At 67.6% G+C, this 20,923-nt stretch carries 21 protein-coding genes and 1 tRNA gene; 11 read left to right on the plus strand and 11 right to left on the minus strand.

Features of this window, described 5'->3' with window-relative positions:
- The first annotated feature begins 151 nt into the window (after nucleotides 1-151).
- From ABEA46_RS16655 to ABEA46_RS16670, 4 genes are all read left to right on the plus strand, one after another.
- Nucleotides 152-1,186, plus strand: coding sequence for an AAA family ATPase (locus ABEA46_RS16655; RefSeq protein WP_345546034.1), 1,035 nt, complete (start codon nucleotides 152-154; stop codon nucleotides 1,184-1,186).
- A 91-nt stretch (nucleotides 1,187-1,277) separates the two neighbouring features.
- Entirely contained in the window at nucleotides 1,278-2,537 is a 1,260-nt protein-coding gene (locus ABEA46_RS16660; RefSeq protein ID WP_345546036.1) for a DUF58 domain-containing protein, read from the plus strand.
- Nucleotides 2,524-4,794 carry a transglutaminase TgpA family protein gene (locus tag ABEA46_RS16665; protein WP_345546038.1) on the plus strand — a complete coding sequence of 757 codons (2,271 nt, stop codon included), beginning with the start codon at nucleotides 2,524-2,526 and terminating at the stop codon, nucleotides 4,792-4,794. Before ABEA46_RS16660 ends, ABEA46_RS16665 begins: the two co-directional genes overlap by 14 nt.
- A gap of 41 nt (nucleotides 4,795-4,835) precedes the next feature.
- Nucleotides 4,836-4,922: transfer RNA gene (locus ABEA46_RS16670), tRNA-Ser, on the plus strand.
- A gap of 286 nt (nucleotides 4,923-5,208) precedes the next feature.
- Here the strand turns inward: ABEA46_RS16670 and ABEA46_RS16675 are convergent.
- Both ABEA46_RS16675 and ABEA46_RS16680 read right to left on the minus strand, forming a co-directional pair.
- Nucleotides 5,209-6,447 carry a tyrosine-type recombinase/integrase gene (locus ABEA46_RS16675; protein WP_141893754.1) on the minus strand — a complete coding sequence of 413 codons (1,239 nt, stop codon included), beginning with the start codon at nucleotides 6,445-6,447 and terminating at the stop codon, nucleotides 5,209-5,211.
- A gap of 13 nt (nucleotides 6,448-6,460) precedes the next feature.
- Complete coding sequence (locus ABEA46_RS16680; protein WP_141893753.1) at nucleotides 6,461-7,039, minus strand: helix-turn-helix domain-containing protein; 579 nt, start codon at nucleotides 7,037-7,039, stop codon at nucleotides 6,461-6,463.
- A gap of 129 nt (nucleotides 7,040-7,168) precedes the next feature.
- On the opposite strand from ABEA46_RS16680, the gene ABEA46_RS16685 reads away from it, so the two are divergent.
- The 7 genes from ABEA46_RS16685 to ABEA46_RS16715 all read left to right on the plus strand — a co-directional run bounded on the left by ABEA46_RS16685 (nucleotide 7,169) and on the right by ABEA46_RS16715 (nucleotide 12,742).
- Nucleotides 7,169-7,348, plus strand: a complete 180-nt coding sequence (locus ABEA46_RS16685; RefSeq protein ID WP_141893752.1) for an excisionase family DNA-binding protein — start codon at nucleotides 7,169-7,171, stop codon at nucleotides 7,346-7,348.
- Nucleotides 7,349-7,370: 22 nt separating this feature from the next.
- Entirely contained in the window at nucleotides 7,371-8,081 is a 711-nt protein-coding gene (locus ABEA46_RS16690; RefSeq protein ID WP_345546043.1) for a hypothetical protein, read from the plus strand.
- Between the two features lie 256 nt (nucleotides 8,082-8,337).
- Entirely contained in the window at nucleotides 8,338-8,736 is a 399-nt protein-coding gene (locus tag ABEA46_RS16695) for a DUF6855 family protein (RefSeq protein WP_141893750.1), read from the plus strand.
- Nucleotides 8,737-8,946: 210 nt separating this feature from the next.
- The gene (locus ABEA46_RS16700; protein WP_345546045.1) at nucleotides 8,947-10,212 is read left to right on the plus strand and encodes a COG4705 family protein; all 1,266 of its coding nucleotides are present in this window, start codon (nucleotides 8,947-8,949) and stop codon (nucleotides 10,210-10,212) included.
- Entirely contained in the window at nucleotides 10,209-10,955 is a 747-nt protein-coding gene (locus ABEA46_RS16705; RefSeq protein WP_141893749.1) for a phosphatase PAP2 family protein, read from the plus strand. The genes ABEA46_RS16700 and ABEA46_RS16705 overlap by 4 nt, the downstream gene beginning before the upstream one ends.
- 126 nt (nucleotides 10,956-11,081) lie before the next feature.
- Nucleotides 11,082-11,747, plus strand: coding sequence for a response regulator transcription factor (locus ABEA46_RS16710; protein WP_141893748.1), 666 nt, complete (start codon nucleotides 11,082-11,084; stop codon nucleotides 11,745-11,747).
- Nucleotides 11,744-12,742 (plus strand): sensor histidine kinase, encoded by a 999-nt coding sequence (locus tag ABEA46_RS16715; protein WP_246093398.1) that lies wholly within the window; start codon nucleotides 11,744-11,746, stop codon nucleotides 12,740-12,742. The genes ABEA46_RS16710 and ABEA46_RS16715 overlap by 4 nt, the downstream gene beginning before the upstream one ends.
- Nucleotides 12,743-12,813: 71 nt before the next feature.
- On the opposite strand, the gene ABEA46_RS16720 is transcribed toward ABEA46_RS16715, so the two are convergent.
- From ABEA46_RS16720 to ABEA46_RS16760, 9 genes are all read right to left on the minus strand, one after another.
- On the minus strand, nucleotides 12,814-13,227 hold the full coding sequence (locus tag ABEA46_RS16720) for a PepSY domain-containing protein (protein WP_141893747.1): 414 nt from the start codon (nucleotides 13,225-13,227) through the stop codon (nucleotides 12,814-12,816).
- A 101-nt stretch (nucleotides 13,228-13,328) separates the two neighbouring features.
- Entirely contained in the window at nucleotides 13,329-14,666 is a 1,338-nt protein-coding gene (locus ABEA46_RS16725; RefSeq protein WP_141893746.1) for a sensor histidine kinase, read from the minus strand.
- Entirely contained in the window at nucleotides 14,656-15,333 is a 678-nt protein-coding gene (locus tag ABEA46_RS16730; RefSeq protein ID WP_141893745.1) for a response regulator transcription factor, read from the minus strand. Before ABEA46_RS16730 ends, ABEA46_RS16725 begins: the two co-directional genes overlap by 11 nt.
- A gap of 898 nt (nucleotides 15,334-16,231) precedes the next feature.
- Nucleotides 16,232-16,684 (minus strand): HTH domain-containing protein, encoded by a 453-nt coding sequence (locus ABEA46_RS16735; protein ID WP_141893744.1) that lies wholly within the window; start codon nucleotides 16,682-16,684, stop codon nucleotides 16,232-16,234.
- A 78-nt stretch (nucleotides 16,685-16,762) separates the two neighbouring features.
- The gene (locus ABEA46_RS16740; protein ID WP_141893743.1) at nucleotides 16,763-17,317 is read right to left on the minus strand and encodes a hypothetical protein; all 555 of its coding nucleotides are present in this window, start codon (nucleotides 17,315-17,317) and stop codon (nucleotides 16,763-16,765) included.
- A gap of 419 nt (nucleotides 17,318-17,736) precedes the next feature.
- On the minus strand, nucleotides 17,737-18,279 hold the full coding sequence (locus ABEA46_RS16745) for a hypothetical protein (RefSeq protein WP_141893742.1): 543 nt from the start codon (nucleotides 18,277-18,279) through the stop codon (nucleotides 17,737-17,739).
- A gap of 20 nt (nucleotides 18,280-18,299) precedes the next feature.
- Nucleotides 18,300-18,836 (minus strand): matrixin family metalloprotease, encoded by a 537-nt coding sequence (locus ABEA46_RS16750; protein ID WP_185842994.1) that lies wholly within the window; start codon nucleotides 18,834-18,836, stop codon nucleotides 18,300-18,302.
- Nucleotides 18,837-19,852: 1,016 nt separating this feature from the next.
- Nucleotides 19,853-20,509, minus strand: coding sequence for a cation efflux transmembrane domain-containing protein (locus ABEA46_RS16755; protein WP_345546054.1), 657 nt, complete (start codon nucleotides 20,507-20,509; stop codon nucleotides 19,853-19,855).
- Nucleotides 20,506-20,850: an ArsR/SmtB family transcription factor gene (locus ABEA46_RS16760; protein ID WP_345546055.1), complete on the minus strand. Its 345-nt coding sequence runs from the start codon at nucleotides 20,848-20,850 to the stop codon at nucleotides 20,506-20,508. The genes ABEA46_RS16755 and ABEA46_RS16760 overlap by 4 nt, the downstream gene beginning before the upstream one ends.
- Nucleotides 20,851-20,923: the final 73 nt, after the last annotated feature.

Consider the following 20,923-nt stretch of genomic DNA (forward strand, 5'->3'; position numbering starts at 1 on the left):
TGCGCCGGGGTCCGCGGACGGCGCCCGCTGGCGGCATCCAGCGATCTCCCAGTGCCGACGGTCCCGCGCCGTGGTTAGTATCGAGCCGTGGGCGAGGACGCCCGCGCTCACCCGCCGGATCGCCTGATGGGAGGCGGAACAGGAGGCCTCGATGGTCGATACCGCTACGGATGCTCAGGTGGCGGGGACGGATGCCGCATCGCAGGCTTCCGGCACGCTCACCGCGGAAGGGTTCGCGCGGGTCACAGACGCGATCCTCGATGCGGTCGGCAGCGTCATCGACGGCAAGCCCGACGCGGTGCGCAGCGCCCTGGTGTGCCTCCTGGCCGAGGGGCACCTGCTGATCGAGGACGTCCCGGGTGTCGGCAAGACGATGCTCGCGCGAGCGCTCGCCACGTCGGTCGACGCGACGGTGCGCCGCATCCAGTTCACGCCCGACCTGCTTCCCGGCGATGTGACGGGCGTGAGCGTGTTCAACCCGGTCGAGCGCGAGTTCGAGTTCAAGCCCGGAGCGATCTTCGCGAACATCGTGATCGCGGACGAGATCAACCGGTCCTCCCCCAAGACGCAGTCCGCGCTGCTGGAGGCCATGGAGGAGCGCCAGGTCACCGTCGACGGCCGCACCCATTACGTGCCCGAGCCGTTCCTCGTCGTCGCGACGCAGAACCCTCTCGAGATGGAGGGCACGTATGCGCTCCCCGAGGCACAGCGCGACCGCTTCATGATGCGCATCTCGATGGGATACCCGGATGCACGCTCCGAGGCGCTCATGCTCCGCCAGCGCGACACCGTCAACCCGCTCGATCGGCTCGCACCGGTCGTGTCGGCCGAGCAGGTCACCGGCCTCATCGCGTGGGCGCGCGCCGTGCACGTTGCACCTGCGATCGAGGACTATGCGGTCGCGCTGTCGCAGGCGACCCGGACGCACGCCGACCTGCGCCTGGGCGCGAGCCCTCGCGCGACGCTGCAGCTGGTGCGCGCCGCGAAGGTGTGGGCGGCCCTCGACGGACGCGCGTTCGTCATCCCCGACGACATCACGGCGCTGCTGCTGCCGGTGTTCGCGCACCGGCTGATCCCGACCCGTTCGGCCGGCGGCGCCCGGGCCGGCACCGCGGCGGACGCCATCACGACCATCCTGGAGCGGGTCGCGGCGAGCGTCCGCGTGCCCATCGCCGCGCGGCAGTGAGATCGGGGCAACGGGAGGAAGCAGACGGGGACGCGAGCATGGGGCGAGGGCGAGGCCGCGGCAGCGGCCGAGGAGTGATCGGGGGGTCGCGATGAGACGCGCCTGGCCCCTCACCGTGCGCGGCACGGGAGCCGTCGTGCTCGCCGTGGTGTGCTTCATCGTCGCGAACGAGGCCGGCATCGTCGAGCTCATCTACTTCGGCGTGCTGATGCTGGCGGCGGTCGGCGCGAGCGTCGCCTCGCTGTACCTCGGCCGCCGCACCGACGTCGTGACGCGCTCGCTCGTGCCCGATGTCGCCTCCGTCGGCCGCGAGACCATGGTCGCGGTGCGGGTGGGGGTGCGCACTGCTCTGCCGACGCCGCCGGGCACGTGGCGCGACGCCCTGCCGAAGGGCCTGCGCGGCAAGACCGAGGGTGCCTTCCCTGCGCTCGGCTCGGGTCTGCGCGGCGGTGCGGGCGGCGGCGAGCGCGTGGTCGACCTGACCTACACGATCACGGGCGCCCGGCGCGGCGTGCACACCATCGGGCCGCTGACTGTCACCTCGTCCGACCCGTTCGGGCTCGCGCGGCGCACCATCGCGTTCTCGGGGCGCACACCCGTCACCGTCGCCCCGGCGGTCGTCGACCTCTCCCCCCTGATTGACTACGCGGGGGCCACCGGAGGCACCCTTCACACCACGACGAACCAGATCGGACAGGGCGCCGACAATCTGGTCGCGCGACCGTACGCGCCGGGCGACTCGATGCGTCGCATCCACTGGCGGGCCACCGCGCACCGCGACGAGCTGATGGTGCGGCAGGAGGAGCAGGAGTCCACGCCCGAGGCGACTGTCGTGCTCGACCGGTCGGCGCTGCGCTGGTCGATGGACGCGGTGCGCGAGCCCGGGGCCGACCCCGCCTTCGAGACGGGGGTGTCGGCGTGCGTGTCCGTCGTCGCGCGGCTCGTGCACGACGGGTACGCGGTCGAGGTGATCGACAGCGAGGGCCACGTGCTGACCGAGCGCATCGACGGCGGCGACATGACCGAGGTCGACCGCATGCTCGCGCAGTTCGCCACGGTGACCGCGCAGCGCGACGACCTGCTCGGCCGCATGCCGCGCCTGTTCACGGGCGTGTCGACCGGCCCGGTGGTGCTGATCGTGGGCCGTCTGGACCCCGCGGACGCCGACGCCATCGGCCCGGTCGCGCATCACAGCACCATGCCGCTCGTGCTGTCGACGGCGCCGATCGACGATGCGCTCGACCGTGCCGCCGACCACGGCTGGCATGTCGCCCGGATCGACCCCGACCGCGACCTGTCGATCGCGTGGGGCAATGCGGTCGGGCGCGGAGTGAGTCATGTCCTCGGCTGACGTCGACCGCGGTGCCCGCCGCGTCGGGCAGCGGCTGCTCGCGTTCGCGATCCTCGCCGCGCTGCTCGCGGCCCTTCTCCCGGTCGCCCGCGTGGTGCAGTCCGGTGCGTGGCTCATCGGGGCTCTCGCCCTGGCCGCGCTGATCCTCGCGGCGGGCTACAACGCCCGTCGACTCCGGATGCCGGCGGTCGCGGTGACGCTCATCGAGCTGGCCGTGTGGGTCGTGTTCATGACCCTGGTGTTCCTGCGCGAGACGGCGCTGCTGTGGGTGATCCCGACGCTCGAGACGTTCCGGGCGGTGCCGATCCTCGTCGGCACCGCGATGGAGGAGATCACCCTCGGCGCGGCGCCGTTGGATCCCACGCTGTCGCTCGGATTCGTGGTGGTCGGCGCGATGGGGCTGCTCACGGTCATCGTCGACCACGTGGTCGTCACTGCGCGCCTGCCGCTCCTCGGCTCGGTCGGGATCATCGCGGTCTCGCTCATCCCGGCCATCGCGGTGCCCGGCGACGTGGACGTCATGGGCTTCGTGTTCCTCGCCATCACGATCCTCTTCCTCATCCGCGCCGAGACGCGCGCGCGGGAGAAGCCACTCGAGCGCGAGGCCGAGCGCACCGCCGGAGTCCCTGCCACCGCGGTCGGCATCGCCGCGATCGCCATCGTGGTCGCCGTGGTCGTCACCCCGACGCTGCCGACGCCGATGCGCGCAGGCACCGGCGTCGGCGCGGGTGCGGGCATCGATGCGACGCTGCAGCTGGGCGACGATCTGCGACGCCCGCAGGACAGCGTGGTCATCAAGCTCCGCACCGACGCGCCATCGGTGCCGTACCTGCGGGCGACGACGCTCAGCAGGTTCGAGGGCGATTTGTGGGAGCCCGATCGCTCGCAGACAGTGGCGCTCACGAGCGATCGCGCATTCGGCAAGATCGACCTCTCCGACGACATCGAGACCACCGAGTACACGACCAAGATCGACGTCGTGAACCTCGAATCGGTGTGGGCTCCGGTGCCCTACCCCGCCGAGACCGTCACCGGACTCGACGGGCTGTGGGGCGCCGTGCCGTACAACCGCACCGTCGCCACGGCGAGCGGCTCGACGCAGGGCCAGTCGTACGAGGTCGTGTACGACCCGCCGCGCCCGTCGCTGGAGCAGATGCGCGCCCTCGTCCCGGGCGGCGAGCAGGTCCGCGACGACACCACGCAGCTGCCGACGGATCTGCCGCCGGTCATCGCCGAGACCGCGGCGCAGGTGACCGCCGACGCCGCGACCGACTACGACAAGCTGATCGCGCTGCAGCGCTGGTTCCGCGGCGGCGACTTCACCTACTCGCTCGAAGCGCCCGTCGAGGACGGCTTCGACGGCAGCGGAGCCGATGCGGTCGCCCAGTTCCTCCAGGTGCGCAAGGGCTATTGCGTGCACTTCGCGTCGGCGTTCGCGCTGATGGCGCGCACCCTCCACATCCCGTCGCGGATCGTCGTGGGTTACCTGCCTGGCGAGGCCACGAGCGAGACGATCGAGGGCCAGACCGTCTACGCCGTGAAGAGCTCGCAGCTGCACGCGTGGCCCGAGGTCTACTTCGCGGGGGTGGGCTGGATCCCGTTCGAGCCGACGGTGAGCCTCGGTGTTCCGACGACGTTCTCGCCTGCCGCCGCGCTTCCGGGGCAGGGCCAGGGCGCCGACACCCCGACGCCCGGTGCGAGCCCGGCCCCGAGCCGCTCGATCGACCCGAGCCGCCTCGACCCCGACCAGCAGCGCGACTCCTCGGCCTCCGGCCCGACCCGCACGGCGATCGATCCTGTCCCGCTGACGGGCGTGGTGCTGCTGGTGCTGTTCGTGCTGGCTCTGCCGTTCCTGCTGCGCGAACTGCGGCGCCGGCAGCAGGATGCCGCCGCCCGCCGTGGCGATGCGGCAGCCGCCTGGCAGGCCGTGCAGGACGCCGCGATCGACGTCGGCATCGAGGTGCCGTCGAGCGAGACGCCGCGCGCGTTCGCACAGCGGTTGATCTCGCAGCACGGGGTGGCGGCATCCGAGATGAACACCGTCCTCATCGCGATCGAGCGGGTCAGCTATTCGAAGGCCGGCACGCGTTCGTACTGGATGGGGGATGCCTCCGCCGACGCCGCCACGGCGGTCCGTGCCGCGCTCCTCGCGTCGGTGCCGCCGTCACGACGCATCCTGGCGCTGCTCGCACCGCGGTCGCTCGTGATCCGTCCGGGCAGCGTGTACGCCGGGACCGCGCCGGTGCGGGGACGGTAGCGGCGCAGGGTAGGATGTTCTCTGGCCCTCCGGGGCCGCCCGGAGGATTCGCCTAGTGGCCTATGGCGCACGCTTGGAAAGCGTGTTGGGGATGAAACCCCTCGGGGGTTCGAATCCCCCATCCTCCGCACCTGCGATCCCAGTGTTTTCAAGGGATCGCGACTCGATTTGGATCCCGTGGCACAGTTGGTGGCACAGTTGAGGGTCGGGATTGACATAATTCGTGGTCCGCGACGGAGGTTTCGACCGCCCTCCGACCGCGAGATCGTAGCGAACAGACGATGCTCCGTGCCGGGCTTTCGCGGCATAGCCTCGTCGCTGCGCTCCTCGTTATTCCACGGTCCCGGCACTGCGCACCGCCTGCCCGCTGAGTTCGCTGATGTCGGCGTTGGCCGAGGTGTGAGTACGAACGAATTAGGTGACGGGATCGAGCTCGGGCAGCTCCGTCGACACCGGCGCGAGCAATTCCCCCACGAGATCCGCGGCGCCACGCTGTAGCGTCCGAACGGCATGCGAGTACGTGTTCAGCGTCGTCTGGATGTCGGCATGGCCGAGCCGTTCCGAGACGATCTTCGGGTGCACGCCGGCGCGCAGAAGCAGTGTCGCATGCGTGTGGCGCAGCTCGTGCAGGTGTAGAACATCGAGATCCGGATGCTCCGCGACGGCCCTCGCTACCCGTTCACGCCACTGGCGCGAGAACTGCGTGGGGTTGTGCGGCGCCCCGTAGCGATTGCAGAAGATGAGCTGCTCGCCACGCGCCAGTTCCGGAGAGACCGCGCGGAGCACGTCATGGCGCGCGCGGAACGCATCGGTGAGCCGGCGATCGATGTCGACGTTGCGAACGCGACCACTCTTCGTGGCGCGGAAATCGATCACCGGACGCCTGCCGGCTTCCTTCACGTACGACATTGCGCGAGCGACAGTGACCACCTGATTGTCGAGATCGACGTCCTTCCAGCGAAGGCCAAGGAGCTCGCCACGTCGCATGCCAGTGCCGAGCAGCGTGAGCCACGCCAGCCACAGGTAGTCGCCTGACGACTCCGACCACTCCAGAAACAGGCGCGCGTCCTCGGCGGACCACGTCGTCATCTCGGGCGGCGCGGCTTCGAGCTTCGTCGGGGGCGAGGCTCGCTTGGCAGGGTTGAAGCGGATCAGCCCATCCTCCAGAGCGTGCTGGAGCACCTGCGAGACCAGTACGTGCACGTGCCGCACCGTCGCCGCGCCCAGCGGCTCGCCGATGTGACCTCGATCCTTCCTGCCGGTAAGTTCCAGCTGTCGGTAGAAGCGATTGAGTTGGTCCTTGGTGATGTCGGCGATCGGCGCGCGCCCGATCGACGAAGGCAGGACGTGAACGCGGAAATGCTTGCGATAGCCGGCAAGGGTCGACGGCCGCACGCGCAGCGAGTCGAAGTACTTCTCCGCGTAGGCGTTGAACGTCTCGCGAGTCTCGTCGACGTGCACGCCCCGGCGGATGTCGACCTGCACCTCGCCGAGCGCGGCGAGGGCCTCGCGCTCGGATGCGAAGCCCCGTCGGAATCTGCGGACAGCGTCACCGTCGGGGCGGTCGACCCAGTACGCGACTCGGTACCGCATCTCGCCCGACTTTGTGGTGTACGGCGAGACGGTGCCGTCCTGATTCGATCGTCTGGGCATGCCATCGCTCCTCTCAGTTGAGAGTCGGACCGCCCGTAGTCGGAGCGATCACCGGCCCAGAGAGTTCCTGCTCGGGGCCCGTAAGTCTCGGCGCGAGCCCCTCCGACCGCGCGCGGTTCATCAGCCGGGTCGCGGTGCTCTGGCTGATGCCCAGGCTGTCGGCCACCGCCTTCAGCGGCGGCAGGTTGATCGCGCCTGCGAGCGCGTACGTCCGCGATGCATCCACGACACTCGCCGTGAGATCACGATCCTTCCGGCTCTGCATGCGGCGAATGTAGTCCCCACCCGAGCACGTTGTCTCGCCGGGCTCCGAAACTGTGGATAGTTTCAGGCCGCTCACCTGGAGCGCAGCCTGCACGCGGACCTCGCGCAGCGTGAGGCTGGTCACCTCATCGCCGACCCCGCTGCGCGCGACGCTCACCTCGGTTGCGACCACACGACCCAGGCTTCGGTCGTACGCCGCATGCACACGGATGTCGCCGGGCACACCTGGCTCCCCCCGCACCACCACCGTCCAGGCCGCGGGAACGCTCACCCCACCGCCGACAGTCACCCGTTCGTCACTGATGTCGACGGCCTCGAGTTGCACCATGCCGCCAGTATTACAGGCCGGAATCCTCTGAACAACGTACGACATGACGCATTCATGACATAACTGGCTCTGAATCGTGCTACGGTGTGCATGCGTGATGACAATGGTGGCTCACGAAGGAGATGCAGGATGAACCGCTCGCCGAACTCACTCGCTCTCACCTACAAGGACGCGGCCGTGCTGGTCGGTGTCGAGTACCGCACCATCAGGCTCGGCGTCGAACGCGGCACGATCCCTACCGTCCAGCTCGGACCGCGCCGGATGATCCCCCGCGCCGCCCTGCTGCGGGTGTTCGGGGTCGAATCCTAAGTCGCGGCTGCACCTGAGCGTCATGCTCGACGCACGCCTTCCTGCCGAATGGCTCGGGAGCATTCGCATCGACAATCTCAGTGACCGCGCCTTCCGAGTCCTCGTCAGCGCCCTCATGTGGTGCAGCAGTCAGGGCACGGACGGGTCGGTGCCGACCCGCTACACGAAATACCTGCACCCGGAGGGCGACGACCCTGCGGCGTTTGACGAACTGGAACGCGCCGGCCTCTGGAAGCGCGTCGACGACGGCTACCGCCTCGTGGGTTGGACGAGCACCTTGCGGCAGTCGACGGCTGAGGAGGTCGAACGCTACCGCGAGGGCGCGAGACGACGCCAGAAGGAGTACCGCGACCGGCAGCGAGCCGCTATTGCGGACCACCCCGGGCCGCGCGTGATGCACAGGCAAGCCATCAGTGACGGGACGCCTGACAGCACGCGTGACATGACAGCGAACGTAGGGCCAGGCTCCTCTGATCAATCGAAGAGCGGAGCCAACGCGACGCGTGAGAAGACGGCCCACGTCACGCATAACGCGGACTCACCCTTCTGCACGAAACACCCGACCGGCACTCCGAAGCCCTGCAGCGCCTGCGCACGCGCCAGAGCGGTGCTGGAAGCCCGGCAGGGCCGTCTCACGATCCCCGGCTGGGACTGCACGGTAGATGGGCACAAGCCCTCTACCGATGGCACGTGCGCAGTCTGCGCAAATCGGCCCGGTCGATCCGTTGCGTAGCGCGCACAAGCCGACTCTGGCTGACGCCGCGGCTCGCTTCCAGTCCTCGTTTGTCAGACGAGCGCCTCCGGACTCCGACAATCCCTCTCGCGGTGCGCCGCAGGCGCTGTCCGTCGCGCCCGCATGCCGGGGACGCTCGACCGAGCTGGAGCAACCAGCCAAGAGGTCGCCCGCTATCCGCTCACGCCAATAGTCTGCGTCTTGCCGGAGGCAGCCCGTGCGACCACACTGAGGGCAGGGACTGGGAGGCAGAGAGATGGCGGCAGGGACCGACTCCGATCCATGGGTGCTGCGCACGGCGCCGGGCACCTCGGAGTACACGATGTACCGGGACGGCGAGCAGCTTGTGTGCCAGGTGGGCAGCACACGCCTGACTTACCAGGCACGCGCGATCAATGACCTCCACGAATGGCTTCTCGAACAAGCCGACTGGGTGCCACTCGGCGCAGCCGACGAGCAGAAGCCTGCGAGCGAGGGCACGGTGGAAGCGTGGGGTCGTGCGGGGAACAACCCGGTCGGAGGCTGGTACGGCACGCGAAAAGGCTATCGAGGCCGGTTCGGGATGTACCTTCCACCCCTCCTGGAGGAACTCGGTCTGGTCGAACTGGAGCACAACGCACGTAACAACCGCGTGAGAGCACTTGCACCGAGCTGACGCATCGTCACGCGGGATGGGATGTGTGACCTGTGGCGACTGTGCGCGTCTGAGGCCCGCGGGAGCCCCAGAACGGGCTCGCGATCCGGAGCCGAACGGGCGGTGACGGGCACCCAACTTGGCGCCGAAGGGACCTGCGTCGCCTGAAAGACCGCTTCCGGTCGCTTCTTAGAGTCGCCTTAGACGGCGGTGCGTACCGTCCGCTGTGTGATGGAGACAGTCGACCTGACGCCCGTGGCACGCCGCCGGCGCGAGATGCTCAGCAAGGTGCCCGAGGTCACCCTCTGGTTCTGGATCATCAAGATCCTCTGCACGACCGTCGGCGAGAGCTTCGCGGACTGGATCAACATGACCCTCGGCGTGGGGCTGGAGATGACGGCCGTCATCTTCACCGTGGTCCTCGCCCTGGTGCTGACATGGCAGCTCGCGCTCCGACGATACGTGCCGTTCGTGTACTGGCTCACCGTCGTCGTCGTCAGCGTGACTGGCACCCTGTACACCGACATCCTCACCGACAGCCTCGGGGTTCCCCTCGCGCTGAGCACGACGGTGTTCGCGGCCCTGCTCGCGGTGGTGTTCGGCGTGTGGTGGAGCACGCAACGCACGCTCTCGATCCACAGCATCACCACGACGCCGAGGGAGCTGTTCTACTGGCTCGCCATCCTGGTCACCTTCGCGCTGGGTACCGCCGCGGGCGACTGGATCCTCGAGCTCACCGGGTGGGCGCCGGGAATCTCCGTGCTCCTGCCGGCCGGACTCATCGTGGGCGTCGTGATCGGGTGGCGCCTGGGCGCCAACTCGGTGCTCGCCTTCTGGCTCGCCTACATCCTCACCCGCCCGCTGGGCGCGAACCTCGGCGACTGGCTCGGGCTGCCGGCCGACCAGGGCGGTATCGGCCTCGGGGTGGGCTGGACGAGCGTCCTGTTCCTCGGCGCGATCCTCGCCACCGTGATCTTCCTGACGGTGTCGCGCTCCGACGTCATCCATGCGGACCAGGGCGGTCCGAAGCAGCAGCGGCACGCCGTCCGCAGCAACCCGCGGCGGGAGCGACTGGTCCTGGCGGGGTACGGCGTGCTGGCCCTCGCCACCGCGGGGCTGCTCATCGGTGCGGCCGCGCAGCCGCACGGGACCGCCCCGGCGAGTGAAGAGGAGGGCCCGGTGGTCGCGGCCACGCTCGCGCCGGGGCAGTCGGCCACCGAGCACTTGCCTGCGGCGAAGGTCGCCGCGTTCCGCGCGATCGTGCAGGATGCTTCGGATGCCGTCGCCGCAGGCGATCAGGGCGCCGCGACAGCGAAGGCCAAAGAGCTGGAGAGGGCCTGGGACGATGCCCAGTCCACGCTGGAGCCTCTGGACGAGACCGGGTGGACTGTGCTCGACGGCCAGATCGACGACGTGCTCTCGGCCATCCGCGCCAGCACCCCCGACGCCGCGCAGGAGAAGGCCGCACTAGCGACGCTGCAGGAGACGCTCGGATGACGGATCCGCTTCGTCGCGCCGCGTCCGCGCACGACGACGCGAACGGCACTGTGGGCGCGGTCCGCGCCCGCCCTGGAAGCATGTGGCCGATTCTGGCGATCGCCGCCGTCACGATCGCCGCGGTCATCGGCGCAGGGCTGGCGATCGTGGCTTCGCCGACGTGGTCGGCTGACGAGATGCGCATGGTCGAGGCTGTCCACGGTGCGCACAACGCGGTCTTCGACCTCGTCGCGTTGACGATCAACACGGTGTTCGGGCCCGCCGGGGCGGTGCTGGTCGTGGCGATCAGCCTGGCATGGGCGCTCCTCCTGACCAGATCCTGGCGTCCTCCGCTGCGGATCTTCGTCGTGCTGGGGGTCCCCTGGGTGCTCGCCGAAGCCATCAAGCCGGTCGTGGAGCGACCTCGCCCCGACCCCGCGCTGCTCTCGCCGGCGGTCATCCCCGATCCCGCGACCTTCAGCTACCCCAGCGGTCACACCGCGTTCGCTGCGGCTCTGGTCTGCGCGCTGATCGTCGTCCTCGCGCCGGCAGGTTCTCGGGGCGGTCCCATCGCCGCCGGGGCGGTGATCGTGCTGATCACCGCGTGGTCACGGATATACCTCGGAGTGCACTATCCCACCGACGTCGCAGCATCCATGCTGCTCGTTCCCGTGGCCGCCCTCGCGGTCGACCGTGTCGTCAGCATGTGGAGCTGGTTCGCCGCCCCCAGGGATCAGGGCGGTGCGGCGGCAGCGACGGACTGACGGCGACCGACTGGCCGGCGAGCCGGTCTGCGAGCAGACTCGGCTCGGGATACCGCGAGTCGGTCGCCGTCGAGGGTCCCCGCCGTACCCTTGGGCATCGAGGGCGGATGCGGGAAGGAGAGCGTGATGTCGGATGATCGGCCGAGGCTGCTGCTCGCTGAGGATGACCCCCAGCTCGGTCCGCTGATGGTGCGGGTGCTCAGCGAGGTCTACGACGCCGAGCTGATCGTCGACGGGAACGCCGCTCTCGAGAAGGCTCTCGAGAGCAGGTTCGACGTGCTCGTCGTCGACCGCCGACTGCCGGGGATCGACGGGGTGTCGATCGTCGAGACCCTGCGCCGAAGCGGGACGACGACGCCGATGCTCATGCTCACGGCGCTGGGCACCGTGCAAGACAAGGTGCGGGGCCTGGATGCGGGTGCGAACGACTACCTGGTGAAGCCGTTCGACTTCGACGAGCTGTTCGCACGCCTTCGCGCGATCCGCCGTGTCGCCGACGGCGAGGGCCCGTTCGTGCGCATCGGGCCCTGGGAGTTCTACCCGGACTCGCGCTCCGTCTATTCGCCGTACGACGGGCGCACGATCCTCACGGAGCGTGAATCCGCTCTGCTGAAGCTGCTCGCCGGGCATCCGCAGAAGACCTTCGGGCGGGATGAGATCCTCCGCAGCGTCTTCGACGCGACGGACTCTCCCGGCACGGTCGACACGTACGTGCACTATCTTCGCCGCAAGACGGAACCCGACATCGTCACGACTGTGCGCGGCCTCGGATATCGGCTGGGGATGCTGTGACCCGTCGGTCGCAGGCGATGGACGCGGACGCGCTGCTCGTGCGGCGTACGGCGGTCCGCGTCGGGGTGTGGCTCACCATAGCCGTGTCGCTCCTGGTGCTCGCGGTGCTCGCAGCCGGGCTGACGTTCGTGCTCACCCAGGTGCCGCTGAGGGAGGTGTTCGACCCGAGCCGCCATGAAGAGATGGTCGACGTCGGGGGACTCGACATCATCGTCGGCGGTGTCTCCATCGGAGTGCTCGCGGTCGCGTCGGCAGGGCTGCTCGGGCTGCTCGCCACTCGCCGTGCGGTGGCTCCGCTCGTCGACGCACTGAGCAGGCAGCGCCGCTTCGTGGCCGACGCCTCGCACGAGCTGCGCACACCACTGGCCGTGCTCGACACCCGGCTGCAGGTGCTGGAGCGGTCGCTCGCCGCGGACGACCCGCATCGTGCACTGGTGGGCGAACTGCGCGACGACTCGCGCAACATCATCAACGTGGTCAACGACCTCCTCGACTCGGTCGACACCACGGCCACCGGCGACGCGAAGCCCATCGCGATCCGGCCGGTGATCGACGGCGCCGTGGCGGCCATGCGGCTCCTCGCGCAAGAGAAGCAGGTGACCCTCGAGACGGTCGCCGTACCCGACGACCTCGCCGCCGCGATCCCCGACACCAGCCTGCACCGCGCGCTCGTGGCGCTGCTCGACAACGCCGTGAAGCACTCGCCGGCAGGCTCCGTGGTGAGGGTGACCGCGGCCGGCGATCGCCGTTGGACGCTCATCTCTGTCTCGGATCAGGGCGGCGGCATCAGCGGGATCGATCCCGGCCGCATCTTCGACAGGTTCGCCCGCTCCTCGTCGACTGTGGACGGCGGCGGCAGCAGCAGCGTCGGGTTCGGGATCGGGCTGAACCTCGTGCAGGACACGGTCGGCAGGTTCGGGGGGAGTGTCGAGGTCACCGCCACCTCGGGCGACGGGACTACCCTCACGCTGCGACTGCCACGGCCCCGACGCTGAGCGCGTCGTTCGCCGCGCGAGAGGGGCCGCCGCAGATCGGCAAGCCCCTCTCGGAGCAGTCGTGGCCGGATTCAGTCGTCAGCGGTCTCGCCATCGCCGTCTCCCTGCGGGCCTTCATTGTGGTTGCTGCTGTCGTCGGCGCCCTTGCCGTGGTCGTCGCCCTGCTCGTCGTTGGACGAGACCCCCGTGACCGTGAACGAGCTGTCCAGCCGCACGTCGACGGAACCGCCCGCGTCGAGCTTCAGCTCGATCTCATACGCCGCTTCGTCTCCGCCCGCCTCCGACTCGGTGACAGTCCCAGGTCCTGCCGCCGCGATGGCCGCAGCCGTTGCTCTATCGAGTGCCGGGCCGGTGATCGCCGTGGAGGAGTCGTCGTTACCCCCTCCCGACAGGCCGCCGGTGGCGGCGATCGCGGTGACTGTGCCCCCCGCGACGAGGGTGAGCGCTGCGGCGGTGCTGACGATGCCGATCATTCGCTTACGCATGAGTTCGGCTCCTTTCCTTCGAGACCCCTTCAGTGTCGATCCGCGGGGCTGAACCGCCGCTGAACCGTTCCTCAGAGCTGTCCCCGCCCGGCCGCGGCGGGTCAGGACGCAGCGGCGGGCAGCTCCACGATCACCCGCGCGCCGCCGAGCTCCGGGTCCGCGTCGATCCGCACACGGCCGTGGTGGGCCCTCGCGATCTCGTCGACGATCGACAGCCCCAGTCCGCTGCCGCCCTCTCCGCGAGCTCGTCCAGAGTCGAGACGCACGAACCGCTCGAGCACCTGCAGCCGGTCGGCCTCGGGGATGCCGGGACCGTCGTCGCTGACCGTGATGACGGCCAGATCCCCCTCATCCCTGGCCGCGAGCGCGACCCGCGACCGGGCGTGACGCGCGGCGTTGTCGATCAGGTTGCGGACGAGCTGCCGCAGGAGTGCGGGATCGCCGATGACCCGCGTGGCACCGACACGGGTGGCATCCGTCGTCACGGATCCGAGCGTCTTCAGCCGTGCTGCCTCTCCGAGCAGGATGTCGTCCAGGTCGACCTCTCGGGCTTGCAGGCTGAGGGCGGCCTCATCGGCCTTGGCGAGCAGCAGTAGACCCTGCACCAGCTCCTCCATGCGCGCGCCTTCACTCAGCACGGCTGCCGACAGCTCCGCATGGTCGACACGATCCGGGTGATCTCGGGCGAGCTCCGCATACTGGCGCAACGTGGTCAACGGGGATCTCAACTCGTGCGACGCGTCGGAGATGAAGCGCCGCTGAGACGCCGACGCCACGTCCAGCCGGGCGAGCATGTCGTTCAGCGTCGACGCCAGCCTGTCGATCTCGTCGCGCGTGCCCGGCTCATCCACCCGGCGACCGAGGGTCCGGGAGGTCACCTCCCCCACCTGACGACGCAGCCGCTCCACCGGCGCCAGGGATCGGCCGACGCCTGCCCACGTCACCACCGCGACAAGGGCGACGAGGACCGGAACACCGACGGCCAGGGCCACTGCCACCGTGGCGAGCGTCGTGTCGGCCGTGGAAGTGGGGCGACCGGCTATGACTGCGCGGTCGCTCGTCGCCTGCTCCACCGCCACCACGTACGTCGTCCCGCCGACCTGCACCGTCTGCGCGGGTCGTGTCACCGACGTCACCGGGCTCAGCGGCGCCCCCTCGCTGCGCACGACCACGATGCCGTTCGCATCGAGCACCTGCAGCAGGCGGTCATCGTCCAGCTCCCCGAATCCGGTGCCGGCGCCCTCCTCCATCTGGGAGGAGATCGCCGACGCGTCCTGTGCAGCCCCTTCGCGGAGTCCGCCGTAGAGCGAGAATCGGACCAGGAACCACAGTGCGAGCGCACCGACCACCAGTGCGATCGCGACGACGCCCGTGGCGACCGCAGTGACCCGGACCCGCACGCCGACGGGGCGGCCAGCCGTTTGCCCGTCAACCGGCATCGTCCACCATCCGATAGCCCGCACCCCTGAGCGTCTCGATGCTCTCTCGCCCGAACGGACGATCCACCTTGTTGCGCAGGTGGCGGATGTAGACCTCGACGATGTTTGGATCGCCGTCGAACCCGAAGTCCCAGACGCCGTCGAGGATGGCGCGCTTGCCGACGACCTGTCCCGGACGTCGACACAGGAACTCGAGCACCGCGAACTCCCGCGCGGTGAGCTCTATCACCTGCCCGGCGCGATCGACCCGCCGGGTGAAGGGGTCCACCGTGAGATCGCCGACCTGCAGGGCGCGCGGTCGTGGTGAGGATCCTCGGCGAATCAGCGCGCGCAGCCGAGCCACGAGGATCGCGAATGTGTACGGCTTGGTGAGATAGTCGTCAGCACCCGACTCCAACGCTTCGACTTCGTCGAACACGCCGTCCTTGGCCGTCACCACAAGCACCGGCGTCCAGATGCTCTGCTGTCGCAGCCGACGGCACACCTCGAAGCCGCTGGCACCGGGAAGCATGAGGTCCAGCACGATCGCGGCATACGGCTGCTGTTCGGCCAGCCACAGTCCATCCGTGCCCGTCGCGGCGATGTCGACGGCGAAGCCCTCGGCCTCCAGGCCGCGCTTCATCCCCTCCGCCAGCCGTCGCTCGTCTTCGACGATCAGAACCCTCACGCGCCCCTCCTCCTCACAGCGTGCCCACGCGTGCTGAATCCCCGCTGAACACAGCAAGTGCGCGATGAGAAGAACATGAACCGCTCGTCGAACTCACTCGCTCTCACATACAAGGATGCGGCCGTCCTCGTCGGCGTCGAGTACCGCACGATCCGGTTGGGTATCGAGTGAGGAACGACCCCGACCGTTCAGCTAAGGCCGCACAGGAGGAAAGGCGAGCGGAAAGGCGAGAGCGGAAAGACGAGAGAGGAAAGGCGAGAGAAGAGAGACGACAGGCGAGAGACAAGAGGCGAGAGACAAGAGGAATGAGCAATGCACGCAGGCACTCTTGAGTGGCACGCTCAGATCCCTTGAGAACACTGGGATCGCGTGTCAACCTGGTTACATGGCCCGCGGACGTCGGAGTGCCAAGCGTGAATCTGCGATCGCACGCGCAATCGAAGCTGAGGAACGGGCAGCGGTTGAACTCGCCGCCGCTCAGCAACGGGCAGCAGTCGGGAAGCAACTGCTCAAGCGGTGGGGCGGCGCACGTGGCGCGCTCGACAGGCTCGGAGCCGTGTCTCGCGACCTCGAGGAAATCCATCGCGAGGAGTCGAAGCTCCTGCGTGAGCGGGATGATCTGGTCACTCTGCTTCGAAGGGAGGGCCAGAGTTGGAACGCGCTCAGCGCGCGGACAAGACTCAGTCGTCAAGCGCTCATGAAGCGACCCCCCAGGATGTAGTCGACCACTCGCCTGCTCCGCCCTCAGGTGCGCAAGGGCGCATTGAGGCGCTTGCGAGCGAGTCCATGCACGGCGATCGAATAGACGAAGCCGACCACGCCAACCCGACTGCGTCGCTCGCCCGTGTTTCGCGTGGTTGCGGCGAGCACTGCTCGTCTTGCGGTACAGATACGATTCCTATCGCGCACGCGCCAGGTTGGCGGCGTTGACGAGGTAGGACCCTCGGATGGCGAGCATGTACTTTGCCTCACTCGGGAGGTCTGCGGGATCACTCAGCGCCTTCTTCAGGTCACCAAGATCCAGCTGAGTCAACCGGGAGATGTTCTCGAGGGTTAGTCCCACGACGCTCGTCAGAGACTCCAGGATCCCCTGAAGACGCTCGTCATCGTCGATGTCCAGCCCGTATGTCAGCTGCGCCACAAGGGTCGATACGCGAGCACTCTCCTCGGGAGAAAGCACCGCCCCGTGCACAGTCACGCCTGTCGAGGCTGATGAATCGTCGGCGAGAAGAGCCGCCAATTTTCCGAACTCAATTCCGGTAACTGCATGTAGAGCACTTTCTGAGATACGGCCCCCTGCGATCAGTCGTTTCAAATCAGCCGCGACGCTCTGCCCGTGTGTCATCATCATCAGTCCATTCTGGCTCGCCGCCGGTTCGACAAGGAAGGGCGGTGGCCGAAACCACTCGCCCTCCCCCGGCACCAGGAATCAGCCTTTGTACGTGTACAGCGTGTTGTTCGGCATGGTGTACGCGCATGGGCCCCAGAAGTTGGACACGGTGGCGTTCAACGTTCCCGAGTATCTGTGATTCATAAGCTTGCTCGTCGTAGCTGAGCCCGAGAAGTCGTTCGCCAGGGCGAATCCGCCGCTCAACCCACTGGTGAGGTCGGTGATGGAAAAGGACCCGAGAACGTTGCCCACACATGGTGTGGCGATGGTCCAGTAGTAGACACCGTGGCTGGCCGTAACCACGAGCGTTCCTCCGTTCCCGGGGTACACCACATTGGGAGAGACAATGCCCGCGGCGGCTGTCGGTTGGGCGAGCTGCATGGGGATCGTGATCGACTGCCCCTCACCCAGGGTTGTTGTCTCGCCGTTAACGACGAGGTCGTACGCGTCTTCTCCGGCTCCGCCCGGCTCAGCGGCCGTTGCGGCAGGCGCGATCACTCCGACCGACACCAGCATCGCCAACGTCGCCACCACCGCGCCGAGACTGCGCTTCGAACGGATCGCCGGTCGGATTCTCTTCACACTGATTTCCATGCCTGATTCACCCTTCTAGAACACGAGCGCGCAACGTGGCGCATCGCACTCGTGAGGCTAACCAGCCGTCTTTGCGGGCACCAGAAACCAAAGTTGCTTGCGCGCAGTCGCAACAAGAGTTGCTACTCCGTCTGGCTGTTGGAGTCGCTACGTCAGCCTGGGCGGCTCTACTCCCAGAGCGATTAGCACGCGCAGAAGAATGGAACTCGATGAACAGGAAGTACTCGCCGGAGATGCGTGAGCGGGCGTTGCGGATGCTCGCGGAGGCGCGGCCGGAGCACGCGACGATGATGCCCAGCGGTCGAGCTGTCCGAAAAGTACAGCCCGACCGCTGAGCAGTGCGGCGATATCAGAACGCATCGCCCATTAGTGGTTATTCTCGCTCGGAACCGCGGGTTCTACGAGTTCACGAGCTCGCACTAATTCTGGAGATCGTTGGCAGTCAATTTGCCCGGCAAGGTGTCGCCCTCGGTGAATGGGCCGTGCACGAAGGCATTGCCCTCGATTGAGTAGATGCCGGCGGAGCCTCCCGTGATGTAGAGCTGGGTCGCCTTCTCACCCTCCAGCATCGAGGGCGAAAGGAAGAGCAAGTACCGCTGGCCCGGCTCGAGAATCGGGTAAGGAAGCTCCGTACCCGCCGCGCCCATTTGACGAACCACCACCTCGCTCCCCTCGATCTTCGGCGCGCCAGCTGGTACATCGCGTCCCAAAACAGCCGGAGAGAACTCACGCTCAATGGCGAAGGTTGAGAGCGTGTAGGGAATGTCTTCCTGTACCACCTCTTGTTCCGTGACCTCGCCGACCGCGATCAGCGAAGCATCGGCCGCGATGCCTCGAACGGAGTCATACAGTTCGACGCGGGAGCCATCCATGTGTCCGGTTGGATCTCCACCAGCGCACCCCGCTAGGCCGAGAGCCAGAGCGATGAGCGCCGTCGCGGCGAAGACTGATTTATGCTTCATGATTTCTCCTCCTCGCTCACTCAGTACAACGAGTTGATGCCACTGATATCGTCGGGCTGCGGCTGCGTGAATCCTGTGCTCTGGACGGGGGTGTACATGATCGCGTAGGACCCCGAGTGGTTCAGGCCGAGCCCATGACCGAGTTCGTGGAGCCAGACTTTCTTCTTGTTGGCGTAACTGTAGCCGTTTGTGTAATACGGGTTCAGAGTCGCGTTGGCGTAGACCGTCTTGTTTCCGTTGCACTGCCAGTCGGTCCACCCGGAGTACATGTTGGCACCTTTGTTGTCGAGGTACCCGACCAGGAGGCCATTGTTGGGTGACATCCCGTTGATGTCGGTGGTCGCGGCCCAGGAATATCCGGCTGCGAGTCCGGTGTCGTAGTAGTCACCCGCCGGGGCATTAAGTTGCCACGTGACGGTGGTGCCATACGGCCCCCAGGAGCAGCCGGTGAGTGTGTAGGCGGATGCAGAACTGGCCGAGAACAGAACACTTCCACTGATCAGAGCGAATCCCGCCGCCGCCGCGATTGCCTTGCGACGCCATCTACGTATGTGCATGCGTATCCCCATCTCTCGAAAAGCGATTCGGGAATAAACGCAGCGGTGCGTCTCGCTGAGGAATTTCTACAGCACAGCGCCCGATTGACACAAGGAAATGTTGCGCTTCGCCAGTGATATACCAGTCGCGACCACACGTAGGCGGAGGCCTGCAGTCGGTTATTGTGAATGGCCGTTCACGACGATCATCACGGCGGCCGCGTCGTCGACGTCGGCCAGGTGTGCGACATGCAGACGAACGGCCCGCCGAAACCACGGCGATCAAGTACTTTCGTGTCGTAATACGCAGCGGCCTGAGGGCGTGCCGCGCGGTCTGGCCTTCGAGCACGTGCACTTGGAGACTTATGTACTTAGTTCTGCAGGCGAGACCGCAACTGGCCCCTTGCGTGCTTATCGCGCTGAGCAGGAACGTCGTTCTTGCCAGCAGGCCACTGCGCCGACCGCGACACCGCTGATGAGCTTCACCCGGCGTCCTCCGCGGTGATCTGCATGGCGTCATCGCTATCCGCCAACTCACCCGCAAATGGGCTGATGGACGTGGAGGACTCGATCGACTGAGTGCGGTGAGCCGCGAACTCGAAAGACTCCACGCGGACGAGGCGTCTTCTATGGGAACGAGACCAAATCGTACCGTGGCTCCGCAGTCGCGGGGCGGAGCTGGACGACCCTCAGCGCCCGAACTAATCTGAGCCGTCAGGCTCTGATGAAGCACGTTTCAGTTTTGCCCTCGAGCCGCCCGAGCGAGTAGTCCCTCTCCGCGCGGGTTGTGGAGAGAATGGTGAGGGTAACCCCACAGATTGGCGAGTGGCCGTCGTCGGTGGCACAGTTAAGGCACATTAACCGGTGACACGCCGTGTATTTCGATGCAGGAGAACGCCGCCATCCCGACCCGGAGAGTCCCGAAAACCGCGGAATCACGCGGCAAAACAGGTGAGTTGTATTCACGGACATGAGAGTTCGAATCCCCCATCCTCCGCACCTGCGATCCCAGTGTTCTCCAGGGATCGCGACTCGATTCAGATCCCGTGGTCATCACCTTCGAGGATCATGCCGACCGAAGTTGCGCAGGCGTCGCCACGCCACGCTTCGATGCCCTCGCGTACGGCGAAGCCGGCGATGACCAGTCCGGCGACGGCATCGGCCCACCACCAGCCGAGCAGGCTGTTGAGGAGCAAGCCGGCCAGGACGGCGGCCGACAGGCAGGTGCAGATCAGCGTCTGCTTCGAGTCGGCGACGGCCGTGGCCGAGCCGAGCTCGCGACCCGTGCGACGTTCCGCGAGCGAGAGGAACGGCATGATGACCACACTCATCGCGGTGACGATGATGCCGAGGGTGCTGTGCTCCGCTTCGACGCGACCGATCAGGGCGAGCAGCGACGTGGCGATGACGTAGACCGCGAGGGCGAAGAACGCGATTGCGATCACGCGGAGAGTGGGCTTCTCCCACCGCTCCGGATCACGGCGCGTGAACTGCCACGCCACCGCGGCCGCGGAGAGCACCTCGATCGTGGAGTCCAGGCCGAATGCGATCAGCGCGCCCGAGGACGCGATGGATCCGGCGGTGATGGCAACGACGGCTTCGAGCACGTTGTATGCGATCGTCGCCGTCACGATCCAGCGGATGCGGCGCTGCAGCCCACGACGACGATCCGCGGTCAGTGTGACGGCGGTCATGCGCAGCAGCAGCCTTCCCCGTCGCAGCAGTCGGGTTCGACGAGGAGAACCACCTGCAGCAGCTCGTTCAGCGCGGGCGCCAGGTGAGGATCCGTCAACCGGTACCGGCTGCGACGACCCTCCGGAGAGGCTTCGACGAGCCCGCACCCGCGCAGACACGCGAGCTGGTTCGACATCACCTGTCGCGACACCCCGAGGCAGTCCGCCAGATCGGACGGGTAGGCCGGCTCATCCCGCAGCGCAAGCAGGATTCCCGCTCGCGTCGGGTCCGACAGCGCGTGGGCGAGGCGGGCGAGCGCAGCGGTGTGCGTGACCGTCGCGGTGGGGGTGGCGGCAAGCATATCCAGGACAGTACACGCTCTTATGAATTAACGGAACCGTGAACCGGACGGCGCCCTTCTCCGACCGCTCGCC

It is taken from the genome of Microbacterium jejuense (assembly GCF_039544225.1).
Taxonomy (GTDB): Bacteria; Actinomycetota; Actinomycetes; order Actinomycetales; family Microbacteriaceae; genus Microbacterium; species Microbacterium jejuense.

Excerpts from the sequence above, each read along its gene's own strand:
- ABEA46_RS16695 (WP_141893750.1), top strand. The coding sequence starts at position 8,338 with ATGGCGGCAGGGACCGACTCCGATCCATGGGTGCTGCGCACGGCGCCG.
- ABEA46_RS16710 (WP_141893748.1), top strand. The coding sequence starts at position 11,082 with ATGTCGGATGATCGGCCGAGGCTGCTGCTCGCTGAGGATGACCCCCAG.
- ABEA46_RS16705 (WP_141893749.1), top strand. The coding sequence starts at position 10,209 with ATGACGGATCCGCTTCGTCGCGCCGCGTCCGCGCACGACGACGCGAAC.
- ABEA46_RS16660 (WP_345546036.1), top strand. The coding sequence starts at position 1,278 with ATGAGACGCGCCTGGCCCCTCACCGTGCGCGGCACGGGAGCCGTCGTG.
- ABEA46_RS16665 (WP_345546038.1), top strand. The coding sequence starts at position 2,524 with ATGTCCTCGGCTGACGTCGACCGCGGTGCCCGCCGCGTCGGGCAGCGG.
- ABEA46_RS16725 (WP_141893746.1), bottom strand. The coding sequence starts at position 14,666 with ATGCCGGTTGACGGGCAAACGGCTGGCCGCCCCGTCGGCGTGCGGGTC.
- ABEA46_RS16690 (WP_345546043.1), top strand. The coding sequence starts at position 7,371 with ATGCTCGACGCACGCCTTCCTGCCGAATGGCTCGGGAGCATTCGCATC.
- ABEA46_RS16655 (WP_345546034.1), top strand. The coding sequence starts at position 152 with ATGGTCGATACCGCTACGGATGCTCAGGTGGCGGGGACGGATGCCGCA.
- ABEA46_RS16745 (WP_141893742.1), bottom strand. The coding sequence starts at position 18,279 with ATGAAGCATAAATCAGTCTTCGCCGCGACGGCGCTCATCGCTCTGGCT.
- ABEA46_RS16685 (WP_141893752.1), top strand. The coding sequence starts at position 7,169 with ATGAACCGCTCGCCGAACTCACTCGCTCTCACCTACAAGGACGCGGCC.
- ABEA46_RS16740 (WP_141893743.1), bottom strand. The coding sequence starts at position 17,317 with ATGGAAATCAGTGTGAAGAGAATCCGACCGGCGATCCGTTCGAAGCGC.
- ABEA46_RS16760 (WP_345546055.1), bottom strand. The coding sequence starts at position 20,850 with ATGCTTGCCGCCACCCCCACCGCGACGGTCACGCACACCGCTGCGCTC.
- ABEA46_RS16755 (WP_345546054.1), bottom strand. The coding sequence starts at position 20,509 with ATGACCGCCGTCACACTGACCGCGGATCGTCGTCGTGGGCTGCAGCGC.
- ABEA46_RS16750 (WP_185842994.1), bottom strand. The coding sequence starts at position 18,836 with ATGCACATACGTAGATGGCGTCGCAAGGCAATCGCGGCGGCGGCGGGA.
- ABEA46_RS16700 (WP_345546045.1), top strand. The coding sequence starts at position 8,947 with ATGGAGACAGTCGACCTGACGCCCGTGGCACGCCGCCGGCGCGAGATG.
- ABEA46_RS16735 (WP_141893744.1), bottom strand. The coding sequence starts at position 16,684 with ATGATGATGACACACGGGCAGAGCGTCGCGGCTGATTTGAAACGACTG.
- ABEA46_RS16720 (WP_141893747.1), bottom strand. The coding sequence starts at position 13,227 with ATGCGTAAGCGAATGATCGGCATCGTCAGCACCGCCGCAGCGCTCACC.
- ABEA46_RS16680 (WP_141893753.1), bottom strand. The coding sequence starts at position 7,039 with ATGGTGCAACTCGAGGCCGTCGACATCAGTGACGAACGGGTGACTGTC.
- ABEA46_RS16675 (WP_141893754.1), bottom strand. The coding sequence starts at position 6,447 with ATGCCCAGACGATCGAATCAGGACGGCACCGTCTCGCCGTACACCACA.